Source organism: Zobellia galactanivorans (assembly GCF_000973105.1).
Lineage (GTDB): Bacteria > Bacteroidota > Bacteroidia > Flavobacteriales > Flavobacteriaceae > Zobellia > Zobellia galactanivorans.
Window position 1 is genome coordinate 1,627,649 of record NC_015844.1, and the last position, 18,819, is coordinate 1,646,467.

At 43.7% G+C, this 18,819-nt stretch carries 16 protein-coding genes; 8 read left to right on the forward strand and 8 right to left on the reverse strand.

Annotated features, from left to right (window positions below; all coding sequences use genetic code 11):
• Positions 1-44 precede the first annotated feature (44 nt).
• The 5 genes from bioB to bioA all read right to left on the reverse strand — a co-directional run bounded on the left by bioB (position 45) and on the right by bioA (position 5,870).
• Complete coding sequence (gene bioB / locus ZOBGAL_RS06545; RefSeq protein ID WP_013992744.1) at positions 45-1,139, reverse strand: biotin synthase BioB; 1,095 nt, start codon at positions 1,137-1,139, stop codon at positions 45-47.
• A 140-nt stretch (positions 1,140-1,279) separates the two neighbouring features.
• Positions 1,280-2,716, reverse strand: coding sequence for a flotillin family protein (locus tag ZOBGAL_RS06550; protein ID WP_013992745.1), 1,437 nt, complete (start codon positions 2,714-2,716; stop codon positions 1,280-1,282).
• Positions 2,717-2,720: 4 nt separating this feature from the next.
• The gene (locus ZOBGAL_RS06555; protein ID WP_013992746.1) at positions 2,721-3,299 is read right to left on the reverse strand and encodes a hypothetical protein; all 579 of its coding nucleotides are present in this window, start codon (positions 3,297-3,299) and stop codon (positions 2,721-2,723) included.
• 72 nt (positions 3,300-3,371) lie between these two features.
• On the reverse strand, positions 3,372-4,559 hold the full coding sequence (locus tag ZOBGAL_RS06560; protein WP_013992747.1) for a beta-ketoacyl synthase N-terminal-like domain-containing protein: 1,188 nt from the start codon (positions 4,557-4,559) through the stop codon (positions 3,372-3,374).
• Between the two features lie 9 nt (positions 4,560-4,568).
• Entirely contained in the window at positions 4,569-5,870 is a 1,302-nt protein-coding gene (bioA, locus tag ZOBGAL_RS06565) for an adenosylmethionine--8-amino-7-oxononanoate transaminase (protein WP_013992748.1), read from the reverse strand.
• Between the two features lie 75 nt (positions 5,871-5,945).
• On the opposite strand from bioA, the gene ZOBGAL_RS06570 reads away from it, so the two are divergent.
• Positions 5,946-7,571 carry an ArnT family glycosyltransferase gene (locus ZOBGAL_RS06570; RefSeq protein WP_013992749.1) on the forward strand — a complete coding sequence of 542 codons (1,626 nt, stop codon included), beginning with the start codon at positions 5,946-5,948 and terminating at the stop codon, positions 7,569-7,571.
• Between the two features lie 6 nt (positions 7,572-7,577).
• Here the strand turns inward: ZOBGAL_RS06570 and bioD are convergent, their stop codons facing one another.
• Genes bioD through ZOBGAL_RS06585 form a run of 3 tightly spaced genes read right to left on the reverse strand, consistent with a single transcriptional unit; the run spans position 7,578 to position 9,733 of the window.
• Complete coding sequence (gene bioD / locus ZOBGAL_RS06575) at positions 7,578-8,195, reverse strand: dethiobiotin synthase (RefSeq protein WP_013992750.1); 618 nt, start codon at positions 8,193-8,195, stop codon at positions 7,578-7,580.
• A gap of 1 nt (position 8,196) precedes the next feature.
• Positions 8,197-8,580, reverse strand: a complete 384-nt coding sequence (locus ZOBGAL_RS06580; protein WP_013992751.1) for a putative signal transducing protein — start codon at positions 8,578-8,580, stop codon at positions 8,197-8,199.
• Position 8,581: 1 nt separating this feature from the next.
• Positions 8,582-9,733 carry an aminotransferase class I/II-fold pyridoxal phosphate-dependent enzyme gene (locus ZOBGAL_RS06585; protein WP_013992752.1) on the reverse strand — a complete coding sequence of 384 codons (1,152 nt, stop codon included), beginning with the start codon at positions 9,731-9,733 and terminating at the stop codon, positions 8,582-8,584.
• Positions 9,734-9,876: 143 nt separating this feature from the next.
• On the opposite strand from ZOBGAL_RS06585, the gene ZOBGAL_RS06590 reads away from it, so the two are divergent.
• From ZOBGAL_RS06590 to ZOBGAL_RS06630, 7 genes are all read left to right on the forward strand, one after another.
• Positions 9,877-11,688, forward strand: a complete 1,812-nt coding sequence (locus ZOBGAL_RS06590) for a M61 family metallopeptidase (protein WP_013992753.1) — start codon at positions 9,877-9,879, stop codon at positions 11,686-11,688.
• A complete protein-coding gene (locus ZOBGAL_RS06595; RefSeq protein WP_046287381.1) occupies positions 11,685-12,221 on the forward strand; it encodes a GNAT family N-acetyltransferase in 537 nt (178 codons plus the stop codon). The genes ZOBGAL_RS06590 and ZOBGAL_RS06595 overlap by 4 nt, the downstream gene beginning before the upstream one ends.
• 274 nt (positions 12,222-12,495) lie before the next feature.
• Complete coding sequence (locus ZOBGAL_RS06600) at positions 12,496-12,705, forward strand: hypothetical protein (RefSeq protein WP_013992755.1); 210 nt, start codon at positions 12,496-12,498, stop codon at positions 12,703-12,705.
• A 244-nt stretch (positions 12,706-12,949) separates the two neighbouring features.
• A complete protein-coding gene (locus tag ZOBGAL_RS06605) occupies positions 12,950-13,462 on the forward strand; it encodes a hypothetical protein (RefSeq protein WP_046287382.1) in 513 nt (170 codons plus the stop codon).
• A gap of 2 nt (positions 13,463-13,464) precedes the next feature.
• Positions 13,465-13,887 carry a hypothetical protein gene (locus ZOBGAL_RS06610; RefSeq protein ID WP_013992758.1) on the forward strand — a complete coding sequence of 141 codons (423 nt, stop codon included), beginning with the start codon at positions 13,465-13,467 and terminating at the stop codon, positions 13,885-13,887.
• A gap of 1,590 nt (positions 13,888-15,477) precedes the next feature.
• A complete protein-coding gene (locus ZOBGAL_RS06620) occupies positions 15,478-15,720 on the forward strand; it encodes a hypothetical protein (RefSeq protein ID WP_013992761.1) in 243 nt (80 codons plus the stop codon).
• A gap of 623 nt (positions 15,721-16,343) precedes the next feature.
• Positions 16,344-18,776 carry a TonB-dependent receptor gene (locus tag ZOBGAL_RS06630; protein ID WP_013992763.1) on the forward strand — a complete coding sequence of 811 codons (2,433 nt, stop codon included), beginning with the start codon at positions 16,344-16,346 and terminating at the stop codon, positions 18,774-18,776.
• Positions 18,777-18,819 lie beyond the last annotated feature (43 nt).

Genomic DNA, 18,819 nt, shown 5'->3' on the forward strand with positions numbered 1-18,819 from the left:
TAAATAACGTTGTGGAAAGATTTTATTAAAATTAATTTAAATGACTAATCTACCACTTTGCTCTTTGCCTTGGCTTCTTCGTTACGTTCTATGGTATGCCCCGGTCGGCTCCATTTGGGCTTCTCGCCCAAGGGCTTCAATTTTGATTCCGCAGCTTCCACCGTCTTGGGTTGGGAAACTTTGGTAAAGGGCTTCTGGGGGTTCAGACCCAACATTTTGAACATCTCCATATCTTCGTTTACGTCAGGATTCGGAGTGGTCAACAACTTGTCTCCCGCAAAAATCGAATTGGCCCCCGCAAAGAAGCACATAGCCTGCCCTTCCCTGCTCATTTCGGTACGGCCGGCGGACAAACGCACCTGTGTTTCGGGCATAACGATACGGGTAGTGGCCACCATACGGATCATATCCCAAATAGAAACGGGCTCCATATCCTCCATCGGAGTACCTTCTACGGCCACCAAAGCGTTAATCGGAACAGATTCGGGCTGGGGATTCAAACTGGCCAAGGCCACCAACATTCCGGCGCGGTCTTCAATAGCCTCGCCCATACCGATGATACCACCGCTACAAACCGTTACATTGCTCTTACGAACGTTATCTATGGTCTCTAAGCGATCCTCAAAAGCACGGGTAGAGATTACATCCTTATAATAATCTTCAGAAGTATCCAGGTTGTGATTGTAAGCGTACAAACCTGCTTCGGCCAAACGTTGTGCCTGGTTTTCGGTCAACATACCTAGGGTACAGCAAACCTCCATATCAAGCTTGTTGATGGTGCGAACCATTTCTAAGACCTGATCGAACTCGGGTCCGTCTTTTACATTACGCCAAGCCGCCCCCATACAAACACGCGAACTTCCCGAGGCCTTGGCCCTTAGCGCCTGCGCCTTTACATGCGAAACCGACATCAGGTCATTGCCCTCGATATCGGTGTGATAGCGGGCCGCTTGCGGACAATAGCCGCAGTCTTCGGGACAGCCCCCGGTCTTTATCGAAAGTAGGGTCGAAACCTGAACCGTATTCGGGTCGTGATGTTTTCTATGAATGGTGGCCGCATCGTAAAGCAGTTCCATCAAAGGTTTATTATATATATCAAGAATTTCTTCTTTCGTCCAATTATGTCTTGTTTCGCTCATAGTCTTATTGAAATCTCGGTTCAAAAATAACCTTTCTAAAATTGATATTCCAAATTCGCCCCAACAATCCTACCCAAGCCCATAAAAAAGCCCGTGAAAATGAATCCACGGGCTTTTGTTCTTTATGATTTAGAATCGCGTTACTCCTTATCGGATTCCTTATCGATCTCGTTCGCTTCGTTTTCCTGTGCCCTGGCGGCTTCGGCCACTTCCTTACCCTTCAAGTAGTCGGGCAATTGCATTCCGGCCATATTGAACATTTCCTGTAAAGGTGGAACGGACTTGTACATTCCAGAGATGAAGTTGGCGGTAGAGCCTTTTCCATCACCCGTCTTGGCGCCAGAATCCCATACGGTCACCTTATCTATTTTGATATTCTTGATAGCTTCGGCCTGGGTTTTCACCAGTTCAGGAAGCTTATCGGCCACTAACAACAGTACGGCGTCTTTAGGACTGTTACCTGCCGCTTTTACGATTTCATCGAAACCTTGTGCCTGTTTGGTCAATATTTCAAAAAGACCCTTCGCTTCGGCCTGTGCCTTGAAAAGGATTGCATCGGCCTCACCTCTTGCCCTTCTACGGATCATTTCCGCTTCGGCTTCGGCAGCGATCTCTACTTTCTTTTTATCGATTTCCGCAGGAACTACAATATCGGCCATTTGTGAGCTACGAACCCTTTCGGCCCTTGCAATTTCCGCATCTTTTTCAGCAGCATACGATTCTTCCAAAGCTTTTGCCGCCTGTACTTTCTCCGCTGCGATCGCAGTTCTTTCGGCCTCGGCCTCGCGCTGACGACGCAAGGAATCAGAATTCGCCACATTAATTTTCGCAATGTTCTCCCCTTCAACGGCCTGGGCATTGGCAGCGGCCACTTGGGTACGCTCATCTTGAACGGCATTGGCCTCACCAATGGAACCGTCCCTGTTTTTCTCCGCAACGGATTTTCTTGCCGCGTTAATGGCATGTGCCGCAGCTTCTTTACCCAGTGCTTCTATATAGCCCGACTCATCAACAATATCCGTAATGTTTACGTTAATGAGTTTTAGTCCCACTTTCTTTAATTCCGATTCTACACTCTGAGAGATATTCGTCAAAAATTTATCCCTATCCGAGTTAATTTCCTCAATATCCATTGAAGCCACTACCAAACGCAACTGACCGAAAATAATTTCCTTGGCCAAGTCTTGCACTTCTTGCATACCCTGACCCAAAAGACGTTCGGCGGCATTTTGCATGATTCCGGGTTCGGTAGAGATACCGATGGTAAAACGGGAAGGTACGTTTACCCTAATATTCTGTTTACTCAAGGCATTTACCAGGTTTACCTCGATTGAAATAGGCGTCAGGTCCAAGTATTCGTAATCTTGGATAACCGGCCAGATAAAGGCTGCACCACCGTGTATACACTTGGCAGAACTACCTTCTCCCACCTTTCCGTAAACCACAAGGATACGGTCGGAAGGACAGCGTTTGTACCGTCTGATAAACGATATGATAATGATAAAAAAGAAAAGAATGGCAAAGCCAATGGCAAGCAACGAAGCGCTTCCCGCAAGTTGTAGGGGTACTGATAGCATTTAGTTAATTATTTATGGGTTCAACAATTAAAATTCCGTTCGCGGTCACTTCCTTTACGACGACCACATCGCCCTGCACCAGGTCTTTATCGGCGTTGGTCAATGCTTCCAATTCACGTAGCGTGCCCTGCACATTGATACTTACTTTACCGATGCTCTTGCGATTGGCCCCAATGGTCAAATACACCTCGCCGATCTGGTTCAATGCATTCTTTAGTTTTAGGGTTCCACTGCTCTGCAATTTGCCTAAATAATAGAACAGCGAAGCCATGGCCAACATCATAAGCAAACCGCATATGACAGATATAACCACCGTAAGGCCTTTTGCTACTCCGGCGTCTAAACAAGCAATGCCCGACCATCCGAATATGGTAAAAAAGCCGACAAGGTTTTTAAAGGATAAAAATTGAAATTCTATACCGGTGTCGCCCTCTATCTCAACATCGACATCACCCTCGATGTCGTCTATCTCCCCTCCGATAAAGGTCATTATCAATAAAATAATGAGAATAATGGATGCCGTTATGGCTGTGACCCAGTAGATTTTTTCGAACAACGTCATCATTTCGAACCCTAGTTCCATAAGCTAAAAAAAAGTTTAGGTTGGCGATTAAAGATAAGAATAATCTCACTTCAATCGAATTCAAAAAGCAGGCTAGACCTTACGGGACAACAGAATGGAAACCGCATTACCACCGAAACCTACTGCATTTACCAGTATTTTCCCAAGCTTTCCCGGTGCTGAAGCATTCGTAACAAATGGTACTTTTATCAGCTGTTGTTCTTGCAACATCAAGACCGCCAGTTCTATGCTTAACGCTCCCGACGCTCCAAAAGTATGCCCTACTTTCCATTTATTTGTAGTCAAAAACGGTAAGTTGTTACAGAATACTTTTTCAATGGCCTTATATTCAGATATATCGCCCTTGACAGTACCCGGTGCATGCATTACGATGGCATCTACCTCATCGGGATGAATTTCGCCCAAGGCCATCTTCATGGAGGCCTGAAAACACTCGGCATCTGTAGAAATAGAGATATTATGGCGCAAGGGTTCCGTTGCGTAGCCCACTCCTTCGATAACGGCCAAGGTCTTCTCTGTCAACCCTTTTTCCAAGCAGATTACAGAAGCCCCTTCACCGAGGATCATAGTACTTTTTTCCTTTTCAAAGTCCAAAGCACGACTGGGGAAACCTCCATTTCCTTCGGAAGCGTTCTCCTCCCGATACTGCGAATAAATTTTGAGAGCCTTCATTTGCGCAATGGTGAAAGGGGTCAATGGAGCCTCGCTTCCCCCTACCAGAAACTTGTTGGCCATACCGCTTCTTAGCCATGCCACTCCGTTTAAAACGGCATGAAGGGCCGTAGAACACGTAATGGAATGCGAAATCTCGGGACCTTTGGTCTTTAGGTCGTGTGCCACCCAAGACGAAATATTCCCCAAGGTGGTGGTAGGCGACGAGAGTGTTGCCGTTCTATTGTTTTCAAGGAATTCTTGATGGTATTTTTCGAAGAGTGCCGTTGCCCCACGTGATGAACCGATATTGACGCCAAAATCATCGCCCGCCTTCCATCCGGCTTTGGCAATTGCATCCCTCGAGGCATAAAGTGCGAACAAGACCGAATCGTCAAGGCTTTTGTATTTGTTGTCGGAATTTCTTAGCTGTTCTATCTCCTCCTTTGAGTCCTTTGACAAGGGGGCGGCCCATTCCTTGGTTTCACCAAAATCCTTTTGTTCAAAAAGATGGCTGTCTTTAAGGTAGCTCTCCCAGGTTTCCCCTGAAGTTTTTCCCAACGGGGAAATTGAGCCTATTGCGGTAATGGATATCGGTTGTTCTTTCAAGCGTTGGATTTAAATACGGTTCAGTAGATCCTCTATGGTAGCATATATTTTCTGCAGCTGCGCATCGGTAATGACATATGGTGCAGAAATATAAACGGTACTACCCAAAGGCCGCAAAAATACCCCATTATTCATGAAATGCCTGAAAATTTGGTCGCGTAAATTGCCATAACGCTCCATTTTCACGTTCAGGTCCAACGCATATATGATTCCGCACTGTCGTGTACGGGCCACCTTGGGGTGATTCTTTATTTTAAGATCGAAGCCCTGGTGTGAGGCGATTATTCTTTTGATACTGTCTTGGATCTCTTGTGACCGTAGCAGGTCTAAGCCTGCCAAAGCTGCCGTACAGGCCAAGGGATTGGCCGTATAGGTATGCCCGTGGAACAAGCCTTTTGCCAGGTCATCACTATAAAACGCGTTGTAAACCTCTAGGGTACAACTCGTAATTGCCATAGGCACCAGTCCCGCCGTTAGGGCTTTCGACATACATATGATATCGGGTTTGGAAGCTATGTGGTCGGAAGCAAAAGCCTTTCCGGTCTTACCGAAGCCCGTCATTACCTCATCGGCGATCGTAAGTACCCCGTGTTTTTTCAAAAGCACCAATATGCGGTCTAGGTTTTCGGCCTTGTGCATCTTCATGGCCGCGGCGCCTTGTACCAAAGGCTCGTAAATGAACCCTGCAATATCGTTTTGTTGCAACCTGGCTTCCAATTGTAGCAGAATGCTTTCTATATTTTCATCGGTGGGCACGGCTATTCGCTCCACATCAATAAAAAACTCCTCGAATGGACCGTTGTAAACCGATAGTCCAGAAACGGACATCGCCCCGAAGGTATCCCCATGAAACCCCTCCTCAAAGGCCAGAAGGGTCTTGCGCTTTCTGCCTTGGTTAAAATGGAATTGCAAGGCCATTTTGATCCCGATTTCCGTAGCCGTAGAGCCATTATCGGAAAAGAAAAGTTTCTCTTGGTTTTCGGGCAGTAACTTTATCAGTTCTTCCGACAGTTTTACGGCAGGCTCATGGGTAAAACCACTGAAGACCACTTGATCCAATTTTTGCATCTGGGCGTAGACCCTATCGGTGATATAGGTATTACAATGACCATAGGCACTGGTATACCAAGAAGCGATACCATCTATATACTCCTTTCCATCCTCATCGTACAAAACCACACCTTTCGCCTTGGCGATCCCTAACATATCAGGATGCAACTTATGCTGTGTTAAAGGGTGCCATAAGTGCTTTTTATCCCTAAGTGATAAACTTTCCCTTACCAGGGTTTCTGACGCGTTTGCCTTCTTCATAATGCAAAGATGAGAAATTAAAACTTTTTTTTTGAAGTATTTTGTTGATCTTTAGCCTAGAAAAATCAAAGGAAAATGAAATTTTTTGATGTCGGATTTTTACACCCGACCAATACAAAAAACCTATATCGGCTATCGTTTTTAATCATTGTCCTCTACACGATATCCCTTTTTTACAATCTGCACCTCGCACCCTTGTATTCGGAAGAACCACGGCGTGCATTGGTAGCCTTGGAAATGCTGTTGAACAACAACTTTGTAGTCACCACCATTCTAAAACAAACCTTTTACGACCACCCGCCATTATGGAACATTGTACTCGCCGGAAGCATAAAGCTCTTTGGTTACAACACCTTTGCCCTTCGTTTTCCTTCGGCATTTTCACTTCTGCTCACGGGCATTCTTGCCTTTTACATGGGCAGAAAATACATTAACACCAAATTCGGCATCTTAAGCGCCTTCTATTACTTGGTCTGTGCCGACCTTTATTTCTATTTTTCCGTAACCGCCGAAATCGATATCTTTTACTCCCTACTGGTCACCCTTAGCATATTCAGCATCTTTCATTTTTACGAACAGAAACAGTTTTACCGTCTTTTTGGTGCTGCCTATTTTTTTATTACCCTTGCCTTTTTGACCAAGGGCTTTGCCTCTTTCGCCTTTATAATAATCACCTTGGGCTCATACCTATTGTATAAAAAAGACCTCAAGCGACTTTTCTCTTGGCCACATATCTTTTGCGCCCTCTTATCTGCGGCTGCGGTCTATTTCTACTTTTATATTTACGGAAGTTATGAGAACCTAGGCAGGTATATTTCGGAAATGTGGGGCCTAACACAACAGCGCACCTTACTCAGCGACCGGTTTGATGGAATCGTAAAACACCTATTCATGTTTCCCTTGAATTTCTTAGGCGTGATCTTTCCCTCTACCCTGTTCCTATTGTTTATTTGGAAAAAAGAACAGATACAAAACATCAAGGCACAACCCTACCTTGTTTTTCTGGTCATCGCCTTTATCGCCAACTTTTTGGTGTATTGGGTTTCTCCCGGAGCTAGAATCAGGTACACCTATATGTTCTTCCCCATGGTAGTAACCGTATTGAGCTACCCTTTGTTTCTTCGGCTAAAAGAAACCAACTGGAAACACAAGGCCTATCACACTCTTTTTAAGGTAATCATGGCCATTGCCGCCCTTGCCTGTATGGTGATTCCGTTTGTGGGCTATTTTTCCATTTTACCCCATCTAAAATACACCATGCCACTTTTCGGACTGCTTCTTGTGCTCACCCTTGTGTTTCACCATAAGACCATCGGATACACCAAACACCTTTTCGTTATTACCTTTATCGTACTCTGTAGATTGGTCTTTGACCATGTGGCCCTACCCATGAAGGCCTTGACCTCATCCGGGGCAGCACACAAGAGCTATGCCGAGGACATTTATAAGATTATAGGCGAGGACGAAACTCCGCTTTACGTATTTACACAGGAAGATTTACGGACCCACATCCAAACGCCGTTCAAATTATACGAAACGGCATCATATCTAGAAATGTCGCGCAAGTCAATCGTAATGAATACGGATCAGTGTGAGTTGCCCGGCTACTATATTTTCAACAAGCAGAACCTAGAAGGCCGCGAACCCCTATACGAATTCACCATAAGCAAGGTAGATTTGGCCTTGGTAAAAATAGACTGAGTCTACCTAGAGCGTTTTCAATATGGAAGCGAACTTATCGGCGTATCTTTTAACGACGGCCTTGTCAAAAACAGGCTCCTCATCTATACGACCGATCAAGGATGCCCCTGTTTTGTGCAGGATGATATTTTCAGATTCCGGATCGGCATCCCCACTAAAGAGTATGGAAACATCATATCCTTTTTGTTGTAACCAACCCACGGTCAACAAGGTGTGGTTGATACTGCCCAAATAATGTCTCGAAACTACTACAACATGATAAGTAGGCATAATGATATCTAGCACGGTGTCGTTTTCGTTCAAAGGAACCAAAATCCCCCCTGCCCCTTCGATCACCAAGGCATTATCCGTCTCGGGCAAAACAATATCAAGTCGATCTATACTTACCCCTTCTTTTTCCGCCGCCGCATGTGGGCTCATAGGTGTTTTCAGTTCATAGCTGCTTTTATGAATGACCGTTTTATCATTTGAAACCAAAGACTTCACCTTGTCACTATCGGTATAATCCAGCTCTCCCGCCTGAACGGGTTTCCAGTAATCCGCTTCAAGGGCTTCGGCAATAATTGCGGAAGCTATGGTCTTTCCTACTTCGGTAGATATTCCTGTCACAAAAATTTGCTGCATGCTATTGAGGTTTTGTTATCATGTTACAATGTAGGCATTTGTATTTTTTTTCTTCAAAAAAAGGAAAAAGTTTATATAAAATTCCTTTTCTGTTATAATACACCTCAGATTTTTGCATTTTACAATTCGGACAGACCACTAAATTCCCATTATCATCTAGGGCATAAGCCCTAACCTCGTTATATATTTCAATGGCCTTCTCTTTATCTTCGGTGTACACCTGCAATTTGACCCCACCAATGGCATTGCTGATGAGCGGGTCGGAATTTAAGGTATGCTCATCCTTCAGAAAAACAGGAATGCCCTCGGACTCTAATTTTCCTTTAAGTATTTGAACGTCGGAGGGATATTCAAAGGAGGCTATGGTATAAAACTTCTCTTTCATATTACAATAGGCTGGCCACTTCTTCCAGTAGGTTATCAATCTCTTTTTCGGTATTAAAACTATGCAGACAGATCCGCAATCGCTCTTGCCCCTCCGGAACGGTGGGCGAAAGGATCGCGCGAACATCGAAGCCTTTATCTTGAATGGCCTTGGCCATGTTCCGGGCCTTGTGGTTCCCTGGGACCAGACAACAGTGAATGGCCGAATCACTGATGATGAATTGTTCCTTCAGGCCCAAATCGCTTTGTCTACGGTTAAAATAGGAAATGTTGTGCTTCAGTTTTTCCAATCCATCACTAGGCATCTTCAAATGGCCATATGCCGATAGTACCGAGGCTATCGAATGAGGCGGAAGCCCTGTCGTGTAGATAAAACTACGGGCAAAATTCACCAGGTACGATTTTAGGCCTTCGCTGCCCAAAATTGCAGCACCATGGCAGCCCACACCTTTTCCGAAGGTAACCAGGCGGGCAAATACACTGTCCTGCAAGTTCAAGACTTGCACCAATCCCTCCCCATGTTTCCCCAAAACCCCTAAGGCATGGGCCTCGTCGACCACCAAACGGCAATTTTGAGCTTTGCATAGGGCCGCTAAATCATTTAAATCGGGGGTATCGCCATCCATCGAAAAAACCGATTCCGTCACCACGTATATTTCGGTGTCGGCGAGATTTCGACTCCGTTCCATCCGGCATCTGTTGTTCAGGTCGTCGAGGTCGTTATGTTTAAATTTATAACTCTTGGCATTGCCCATACGAATACCGTCGCGAATACTCGCATGAATGTACTCATCATAAAAAACGACATCGCCGCGTTGGGGCACCGAACTAAAAAAGCCGATATTGGCGTCGTAACCCGAGTTAAAGACCAAGGCCGCCCCGGTTTGGTGAAATTGACATAGCTCAGCCTCCAAGGCCTGATAAAGAGAGTGGTTCCCCGAAAGTAAACGCGAACCCGTTGCCCCGTTTTGCAAGACCTTATGCCCTTCCATAAGACGCAAGGCTTCGCTAGAAACGGATTGGCTCCTTGAAAGTCCCAAATAATCATTGGACGAAAAATCGACCAAACCATGGGATACGGGCAAGCTTCTTAAGGCATTAACAGCATTTCTATCGCTTAGCTTTTTCGCTAATTTTTCGGGAAGGTCTACCATAACCCAAATGTAGCATCTTTGAACGAATAGAAAAACCACGGCGGGCATCCGGATCGAGGTCCTTTCTATTCCTTACCCTATTCTACCGTTTTTTTGACGAATATTATACCTTTAACCTATTGAACATCCACAATCCTGATTTAATGAAATTCTCTTTATCCTTCCTTCTGTGTATTACCGCCAGCATTCTTTATGCCCAAACCAACCGCTACGAAATTTCCTTTGACAATGCCGTACACCACGAAGCGGTAGTAAAGGGTACTTTTATAGAGCTGAAAGCCGACACGGTCGCTTTTCGTATGAGCCGCACTTCACCCGGACGCTATGCCCTGCACGAATTCGCAAAGAACGTGTACAATTTCAAAGCCACCGACAGCAAGGGGAAGGCTCTTGAGGTCTTACGCCCCGACCCCTATTCGTGGCAGGTAATCGGGCACGACGGCACAATCGCCATAAGCTACACCTTGTTCGCCAACCGGGGCGGCGGCACCTATTCGCAGGTAGACGAGACCCACGCCCACCTGAACATTCCGGCCACCTTTATGTATGCCCCCGATCTAAGCGATCGAAAAATTGAAGTGGATTTTAAGCTTCGGGAAGATTTAAACTGGAAAATCGCCACCCAGCTCCCCTTAGTGTCAGGCACTACCTATTCCGCCCCTAACCTCTATTATTTTATGGATAGCCCAACGGAGATAAGCGACCATGCCGTTCGTGAATTTGAAGTAGACCATAACGGAAAGCAGCAGAACATACGATTTGTACTGCACCACAACGGCACGGACGAAGAACTCGACGCCTATTTTGAACAGGTTAAAAAGGTGGTCCTCGCCGAAAAAGAGGTTTATGGTGAACTGCCCGATTTCGACTACGGCACCTACACCTTTTTGGCGTGCTATGTGCCCAATGCATCGGGCGACGGGATGGAGCACCGCAACTCGACCGTTTTGACCAGTACACGCAGTCTTTCGGGCGGGGGTATGGAAGGCAACATCGGCACGGTTTCCCACGAATTCTTCCATGCGTGGAACGTAGAGCGCATCCGCCCCAAATGCTTGGAACCTTTCGATTTTGAGGAAGCCAACATGAGCGGGGCCCTATGGTTTGCCGAAGGTTTTACGAGCTATTACACCAACCTCATCCTTTGCAGGGCCGGCATCATCTCCCCCGAAAAATACGTAGAGGGCATTTCGGGCACCTTCAACTATGTATGGAACTCACCGGCCCGCCAATTCTTCAATCCCATAGAAATGAGCTATCAAGCCCCCTTTGTGGACGCCGCTACCTCGGTAGATCCCGTGAACCGAGAAAATACCTTTATTTCCTATTATTCGTACGGAAGCGTCCTCGGTCTTGCCTTGGATCTATCGCTTCGCGAGGAAAAACTGAACCTCGACGATTTTATGAAGCTGGTTTGGAAGCAGTACGGAAAAACCGAAAAACCCTATACCCTGGAAAACCTTCGGCAATCACTCGCCGAATATGCCGGAAGCGATTTTGCCGAGACCTATTTCGACAAGTACATCTACCGTAGCGAAATGCCCGATTATGCATCGCTCTTAGGTTCCGTTGGGGTTACTTTGCAACAGGATTCCGAACGCCCCTATTTTGGTGCCGCCGTTTCCTTAAATGGCGATGGCCACGGGGAAATCCGGTCCAACCCCAAAATAGGCACACCGGCCTATGAAGCCGGACTCGACAAGGGCGATATCATTACCGATATCAACGGGAGCGGTTTTCCGGACGGACAGCAATTCAGCGCCTACATCGAAAAGCTCAAGGTCGGCGACACCCTAAAGATCACCTTCGAGCGTTTTGGGACAGAAAAGCACTGTACGGTCGTTCTAGGGGCAAATCCCGATTACCGGCTATCGTTAATGGAGAAGGAAGGCGGAAAGCCATCGAAAAAACAAATGCGCCAAAGAAAGGAATGGCTTAAAACCGAAACGCGGTGATACGTTACGGCACGGCATCGACCGATGACGAACTGAAGCAGATCCTCGCCCTTCAGGAAAGAAACCTGGCCTCTAAGGTGTCATCCCCCGAAAAGGAAAAAGAAGGCTTTGTAACGGTAGCGCATACCTTCGACACCTTAAAGGCGATGAACAATACCTGCCCCCATATCATTGCCAAATTGGAGCATGCGGTCATCGGCTATGCCCTCTGTATGCATCCTAGGTTTTCGGATGCCATCGAGGTCTTAAAGCCCATGTTCGACGAGATCGAAGGCATTCTTCCCCCCGAGGAAAACTATATCGTCATGGGCCAAATCTGTATCGACAAGGACTTTCGCAGGCAGGGCGTTTTCAGAAAATTGTACGAAACCATGCAGGCCAAGACAAAAAAGGACTTTAGCAGTATCATCACCGAGATCGACGCGGTCAACACCCGCTCCTTACAGGCGCATTTCGCCGTTGGCTTCAAAGAACTGCACAGCTATACGTCGGGAGCCCGGGAGTGGAAAATCGTACGTTTTCGATACCTGTAAAAAACCCGAACACTCCTACATGTAGCTTATTTGACCCGTCGTCCTTACCAATTCCATATTTTTGATTTATTAACCATACCCACCTGATTACAAACACAATAAACCCTAGCCAAAAATCGTTGAAAACACAATATTTCGTCGAATAATTTGTAGTATTTTTCTCCGTTAAATTTATATTTAACATGCCATCCCTTCAGAAATCACTTTAACGCAAAAATGGGATTAAAGGCATCTGATAATGGCACTGTAGGGATTTCCTCAATCGGACCTAACTATGAGTAAAGGAACAAAATACGTTTTTAGTTGGATTGTAGTTTATTTTGAACTTTCTGGGCTATTCTTTGGGTTGCTCTACGATTTTCCGGAATTAAAATGGCTATATGCATCATTTTATCCTTCAAAATACTTTAGCAAGGGTGTATTAATATATGAGAGCCAGAGCAAGGAAGCTGGCAGCGGGGGAAACTTGGTGCAAAACTCTTAGTTGCAGAGGTATTAGTGGACATTGAAATTTTGGGTAGCGCAATTGGGTGTCTGCAAGGGTCATTAAAATATAAATTTGACACGGAAGAATTTGAAGGAAACGTGTCCATCCCTCCTGTTGTACTATCTGGCAGAGCAGCAATTAAAACAAAAGATTCAAGTATGTTAAATTTCACACTGGTAGACTGGCAAAAAAGCATAACTGTAACTAATGAAATTAAAATATACCCAAGGGATTAGTGCGTATGAAAATCATTAAAAAAATAATAATTTTTCTATTGGTAGGCAACGTATTTGCTTTACCAATATCCCTGTACATGGTATACCAAAATTTTTATTTCATTAGTCAAAAAAGTAATTATCGCTTAAAAAAAGTTCAAGTAAAGGAAGTGGTTGATTTATCATCAGGTAGAAGAGGTTTAGAATATACTAAATACCGGTTGATATATGATGTTGTGGAAAATGGTGAAATTTTAGAATCAAAAGTAGACCTGAGAGAATCCAATGACAAATTTGTGCATTTTATGAATGCCGGCAAAGAAGATAGCATTTTCGGAGGCTTTAAACCTGTTGATAAAAATGACTCAATTTGGGTTTGGCATAACCAAGAAGCTAAAGATTTTTATGCTTTGCCTCATGAAAAAATGTTTAACACAAAAGCATTCTGGCTACAAGGAATCCTCTTTATTGTACTGTGCCTAATAGGTTTTGGCTGTTTACATTATCATATTAATGAACTTAAAGCAAAGAAAAAATAAGTATGAAAAATTCAACAATTATCTTTTGTTTTCTCATTGTGGCTTACACTTATTGTTATTCACAAGATAATAATGCTAACTTAATTTTAAGTTACCCTGAGGAATCCGAAATTTCCTTTTTTCAATACCCTGAAAGAACTTTTGTCAAAGCAATCTATAACAGTCAGGCAGAGGCGACTAATGTATACCCAGAACAATTATTAGAGTCCATTATTTCAGCTACGAATCAAGAATGGGTCAATTACAATACTTTGGGAGGTGCCGAAAAGGCATCACAAAAAAAGCAAAGTCATTTCGACAAAATAATGACTATGGATAAGGATAAAAATTACTTTGAATTGGCTCATAAACTCACTTTTGATGTTGGAGGTGTTCCTACTGCGGTTACACTTTCACAAGGTTTGAGGGTAGTATACCAGATATAGAAACGGGCCACAAACTAGATGCGTTATTCAGAAATCCATCAACCAACTTTTACCGATCTGTAGAACTTAAAAATTGGAAAGAGGTAAAAACGATTGCCGCGGATGAAACAAGTCAGTTTTACCAGTATGTCAAAAGTAAAAATGAATTTAGGTACTATTATAATGGCAATGCAGAGGAGGCCAAACTAGCTTTTCAGAATATATTTAAAAACCCTAAGAAAGCAGAAGAATTATGGAATCTAAATCCCGAATTGTTTAAATCCTTAGATGAGGATATTATAAAAGATTACAATAATATCTGTAGATACCCTCTACTCCAATAGCAGAACTAAATGATCGAGTCCCTAACACAAACCTTCTAGTAGACCTAGATATCCCGGTAGGTGCGATTCCTTTCCAAACGCCAAAAACGTCCGTTTTCAGCACCTTTAAAAAACAAAATTCCTGCATATTTTTTTAAAACTGTAATCCTTGTTAGTGCCATACGAATGGCACACCACACATACTCACCTCATTATAAAGACAATACCTCCTGTATTTTGTCGAATAATTTGTAGTATTTTTCTCCGTTAAATTTATATTTAACATGCCATCCCTTCAGAAATCACTTTAACGCAAAAATGGGATTAGACCCAAAAATGGGATTAAAGGCATCTGATAATGGCACCGTAGGGGTTTCCTCAATCGGACCTAACTATGAGTAAAGGAACAAAATACGTTTTTAGTTGGATAGTCGTTTTTTTTTGCCCTTTCCGGACTATTAGATAGTGTATTACACGATCATTCGGAATTAAAATGGCTATACGCATCCTTGTACCCTACAGAGTACTTTAGGAAGGATGTCCTAATATATGAGAGCCAGAGCAAGGAAGCTGGCAGCGGGGGTAGAGATTTTTACTATTTCAATGGAACATTAAAAAAATTTAAAACAAAAAAGAGAGTTTTTGCTAATGAAAAGTCAATGAAAAAAATATGGACAACGGATGGTTATCCTGAGAATGAGTTCAAAATACCCGTATGGTACAATACTATCGACGGTGCAATATCGATAAGAACTTCCGAAAAATTTCCCAAACTATATTCAATAAGACAAATTGACGCTTATGTCAATATTATAACGTGGATTCTCTTTTTGCCTTGTACATGGTATATTATTCGTTATCAAATTCAAAAACGCAAAAAATAAAATATTAGAAAATTTAAACTAATGAAAATTAAGCTTATTTACTTATCAATTCTACTATATGCCCCGCCAGCGCGAGCCTCACACTCGTGCCATGTTCAAAACACCCCTATAAAGCAACTCTTGCGTTGCTTTGCCAGCGCGCCATCTCGCCCATAGCTTACGCTATGGCGTCCTCAATCCCCCACTACGACAAGTGCCGTACAGACTTCGAACGGGGCAAAATCGCAAGGTTTAAGGACGGCTCAAATTTGAATCTGGATGGGAAGGATCTAAGGAAAATGGATTGGAAAGCAAATGGGCCATATTAGCAACCTACCGCAAAAAATATATAAAAAGACTATCTCATAAAGTATATTCCAAGAACACAACACTAACATTGATAGACAACTTACCAGATTTTTGCTATGAAAGAGGATAAAAATAAACTTGGTATTGGAGAATGGATTATTGTTCTGGTATTGGCCTCTATACTCTTGTATATCGCCCATGGTTCTGGCCATGGCAGTGGTTATAAGTCTAGAATGTTGAGCTTAATATTTAGATTACTCAATTCAAATATTGTCACCTATTGGCTTTTAAGGGGCTGTCTCATTTTTATTGGTTGTTTTTCACTATATAAAATTGTTAAAATAATAAAGAAAAAATGAGGGCAACACGTTTTTTTCTGTTCATGTTCTTTTTTGTTTTTCAAGTTTCTAAAATACATGCAAGAGCTTCTTCGGATTTAGTAAAAAATACTACCGAACAGTTAAATTTTTTATATGAACACAATAAAACTCAAATTGTTAAAGGAAACATAGACAAGATGTGGTATATATACTTTTTGGGAGCGAACAAAATTGAACTAGAACTCCCGCTAGCGCGAACACTTGAACTAAGCTTACCGCAGTTTCACGACCGTACCCGCTACAGCGATAATACCCAGTAGGCTATAAAAGCAAAACGAATATGGGTTTGCAACAAATTTTTAACCGCACAAGCGTGACACCGGCGCCAGCAAGGGGGCCCGGGACTGGAAAACCGGGCGTATTAAATACTTACAACAAAACAACACTTCCTACACAAACATTAATTTTTTTGTAGTCCCCACAAGGCCCATATTTACAATACACAACACGTACTTTTCTCATTATAAACACGATATATTAATTATAAAAAATCTGAAATTCATTACATTTCATCGAAATTTTTGTAGTATTTTTCGCTTTTTAACTTAAATTTAACGCGTTAAGAATACGAATCATTGTACCGATTATTAGTCCCCCTTCTTATGTGTTGTACACTTGGTTTTTCCCAAAGTATCAATTTTGATCAATTGGGCAAGGAGAAATGGCTCCGATATAATGGTGGTGTGTCCGCCAATGCTGTATACTATGACGGTACCGCCAACCGACAGGCACTGACCTATTATCTCACCGGAAGCTTAAACTTCAACATTGCCGGGGTGTACAATATTCCGCTTTCGTTCACCTATTCGAACCAAGAGTTCAATTTTCCCAACCCCTTTAACTTTAACCGCTTAAGCCTACATCCGTCCTACAAATGGGCTACTGCACATATCGGCGATGTAAGCATGACCTTTTCACCATATACCTTGGCCGGCCACCAATTTACGGGTGGCGGTTTCGACCTGAATCCCGAAGGGAAATTTCAAATAAGCGCCATGTACGGCCGCTTTTTAAAGGCCACCGAATACAACGAAGAATATCCCGAAGCCCTTACCGCCTACAAACGCATGGGCTACGGGGTAAAGACCGCCTATGATTTTGATTTTATGAAACTAGGGCTTATTCTCTTTAAGGCCAACGACCAGGAGAACTCCCTGAAAACTCCCTTTCCCTTGGAACTCGGACTTTCCCCCAAAGACAATGCGGTGCTCTCGTTCGAATCGGAATTCCGACTTTTCGAAAAGGCTAGGATTCACGTAGAATACGCTATTTCAGGTGTTACGGAGGACACTAGACTGACCGAAGATCCTTCATCTACCGGCCTGCTGTCCTTCCTCTTAAAAGAAAACATAAGCACCCAATACTACAAGGCCCTCAATGCTTCTTTCGATTATCCCGCGGGCAACGGAACCTTGGGACTAGGATATGAACGTATCGACCCCGAATATAAGACCTTGGGAGCCTATTATTTCAACAACGACCTCGAAAACATTACGGTAAACGCGAGCCAGTCGGTTTTCGACAACAAACTCAACCTCAGCGTAAACGCAGGATTGCAACGTGATAACTTAGACAATACCAAATCATCGGACCAACAGCGCGTCGTAAGTGCCGTCAACGCCAATTACACGGCCTCCGACCGCTTGGGGTTCAATGCATCGTACAGCAACTTTCAATCGTACACCAATATTCGCGACCAGTTCGACTACATCAACCAAGTAGGGACCTATGACAATGTAGATACACTAAACTATCGCCAGGTCTCTCAAAATGCCAACTTGGGCATCAACTATATCCTAAAAAAAACTGAGACCAAACAGCACAGTGCCAACCTTAACCTCATCTATCAAAACAGTACCAACCAACAAGAAGGCGAAACCATAGAAGGCGGGGAAAATTCGTTTTACAACGGTATGGCGGGCTACACCCTGGGATACCCCAAACAGGCCCTGAATATTTCCTTGGCCGCCAACGTTTCGTACAACACCGTAGCCGAGGACGACAACATGACCCTTGGCCCCACCCTATCTGTCGGCAAGCAGTTTTTCGACAAGCAACTCCGAACCAATTTTTCAAGTTCATACAACACGAGCTTCGCCAATGGGGAGCAGCAGAACAACGTATTTAATTTTAGGCTGGGCAGCAACTATACCCTGTACAAAAAACACAACCTCAGCCTTAATTTTCTGATGCTTTTCAGGAATTCGGAACTCAATACAGGGCGGGACCTGACCCTAACCTTCGGCTACAGCTATGCCTTTGACAACTTTAAGCTCGACCTTGATTCCCATAGGCGCAGTCCCAACGAACGCGACCCCCGCAGCAGGGAGAACACCTTGAGCTTCCGTTACCGCAATGTATCCTACAGGGGTACAATACCCGAACTGAACGAGCAGCTGACCAACGTATACGAAAGTTCACAATTTGCTAATATTCCCCAGTTTAAAAAAGACGAGCTTAAAATCCTTTTGGCCACTGTTAAAGAGCAAAAACGAGAGGAAAAGTATAAGGAGCAGGCCCTCATCTTTCTCAAGGAACTCTACGCCTATGACGATTTTCAAACCATTTATGACGATGCCCTTTATAACATAGTAATGTCGATAAAAGACGATATGAAGAAAATAGACATGGCCTTGGAAAAGCTCTTCGTAGTCAAAAAACTGGAAGCCGACAAACACCCATTGAACGGAAAGGCCCCGAAAGACTATACGAACAAGGACAAAGCACTGGTGCCACGGTACGAAGCACTTTTAGAAGAACGGGAGACCCGTTTACAAAAACTGGTAGGGCATAGGTGGATGGAAACCCAGTTCGACGAGTTCTCCTCTAAGGAAGCCATACTGAAAGGCACAGGCTTTTTGCAAGAGTTTAAGGAAAATCAAGCCGTAAAAGCCTTTGAGCTTTATGAAAAAACCAAAAATCAAGAAAAACTGGAATACTATCTAGAAAACGAGATTATCGATTTCTATTATAAAAAATCGCTAAAAACAGTCAACCCCGAACTGTTTGAACTGAGATATATTAATAAGCAGTAGGCAGTGGACAGTAATTAGTGCTAAGAAAATTAAAAAACATTGA

What these genes read in the sequence shown, in the direction of transcription:
- ZOBGAL_RS06630 (WP_013992763.1), top strand. Translation starts at nt 16,344, where the DNA reads ATGTGTTGTACACTTGGTTTTTCCCAAAGTATCAATTTTGATCAATTG.
- ZOBGAL_RS06580 (WP_013992751.1), bottom strand. Translation starts at nt 8,580, where the DNA reads ATGAAAGAGAAGTTTTATACCATAGCCTCCTTTGAATATCCCTCCGAC.
- ZOBGAL_RS06555 (WP_013992746.1), bottom strand. Translation starts at nt 3,299, where the DNA reads ATGGAACTAGGGTTCGAAATGATGACGTTGTTCGAAAAAATCTACTGG.
- bioD (WP_013992750.1), bottom strand. Translation starts at nt 8,195, where the DNA reads ATGCAGCAAATTTTTGTGACAGGAATATCTACCGAAGTAGGAAAGACC.
- ZOBGAL_RS06585 (WP_013992752.1), bottom strand. Translation starts at nt 9,733, where the DNA reads ATGGTAGACCTTCCCGAAAAATTAGCGAAAAAGCTAAGCGATAGAAAT.
- ZOBGAL_RS06610 (WP_013992758.1), top strand. Translation starts at nt 13,465, where the DNA reads ATGAAAAATTCAACAATTATCTTTTGTTTTCTCATTGTGGCTTACACT.
- ZOBGAL_RS06600 (WP_013992755.1), top strand. Translation starts at nt 12,496, where the DNA reads ATGAGTAAAGGAACAAAATACGTTTTTAGTTGGATTGTAGTTTATTTT.
- bioB (WP_013992744.1), bottom strand. Translation starts at nt 1,139, where the DNA reads ATGAGCGAAACAAGACATAATTGGACGAAAGAAGAAATTCTTGATATA.
- ZOBGAL_RS06570 (WP_013992749.1), top strand. Translation starts at nt 5,946, where the DNA reads ATGAAATTTTTTGATGTCGGATTTTTACACCCGACCAATACAAAAAAC.
- bioA (WP_013992748.1), bottom strand. Translation starts at nt 5,870, where the DNA reads ATGAAGAAGGCAAACGCGTCAGAAACCCTGGTAAGGGAAAGTTTATCA.
- ZOBGAL_RS06605 (WP_046287382.1), top strand. Translation starts at nt 12,950, where the DNA reads ATGAAAATCATTAAAAAAATAATAATTTTTCTATTGGTAGGCAACGTA.
- ZOBGAL_RS06550 (WP_013992745.1), bottom strand. Translation starts at nt 2,716, where the DNA reads ATGCTATCAGTACCCCTACAACTTGCGGGAAGCGCTTCGTTGCTTGCC.
- ZOBGAL_RS06590 (WP_013992753.1), top strand. Translation starts at nt 9,877, where the DNA reads ATGAAATTCTCTTTATCCTTCCTTCTGTGTATTACCGCCAGCATTCTT.
- ZOBGAL_RS06620 (WP_013992761.1), top strand. Translation starts at nt 15,478, where the DNA reads ATGAAAGAGGATAAAAATAAACTTGGTATTGGAGAATGGATTATTGTT.